1 pseudogene is annotated in these 773 nt (G+C 60.8%); it reads left to right on the top strand.

Going from position 1 to position 773, the window contains the following annotated elements:
• Positions 1 to 773 (top strand): annotated as a pseudogene (locus ACR0EL_RS22160) (relaxase/mobilization nuclease domain-containing protein); the annotation flags it as partial.

A 773-nucleotide genomic window follows, 5' to 3' on the forward strand; every position in this document is an offset into this window, starting at 1 on the left:
CCACCGGCCAAAAGCTGACCGAGCGTCAGCGCCTGGGGCCGGAGCTTGACCGTGCCTTGGCCGAAGTGGCGCAGAACGCGCGGCTCTATCGAGGCCTGGCGGCCGAGGCCTCGCGCGAGAACCAGCATGACATTGCAGCAGCCTTGGACAAGGCTGCGACGCTTTTGGCGCAGGGCAAACCGATTGAAGCAGATGGAAAGGTATATGGCATGGCCGAAGAACAGCATTCGTTTGATGAGGTCGTGGATGCCTTCCACGACAAGATCAACCAAGCCGAGCGCATCGTAGCGGACGCCCCAGTGGAGCGGCGCGCGGCGCTCGAGCATGAGCTGAACGACATCTATCGTTCACTGTCGCATCTGAGCCCAATGGGAACGCAGTCCCACACCTTGCTCGAAGATGCGTCCAAGAGTGGGATCTATTCCGCTGCGAATATACGGGCCGAGGCCCAAGGCGCTTTGCAGGATCCAGCTCTTTCCGAACGTCTTCAGCAGGCTTTGAAAGGCACCGGCATTGACGCACAAGAGGTTACCCGCCGCATCGAAATCGGTGCGGGCAATGCCGCGCTGGAGCGGCAATGGCTCGGGCAGGATTTGAAGGCGATTGCCGAGAAAGAGGGCTTTGACCTGTCTCGCGCCGATGAGCTGGAGAAGGCGATCGACCGCCTCGACCAAGTGCACAGTGATTTGGGGCGCGTGTTGGCCGATGCTGAGGTTCTCAAAGACAGTGGGGCGGTGGAAGCCGACCGGCAGGAAGCCATAGTCGACAGGTTG

The sequence above is a fragment of the Ruegeria sp. AH12 genome (genome assembly GCF_056541465.1).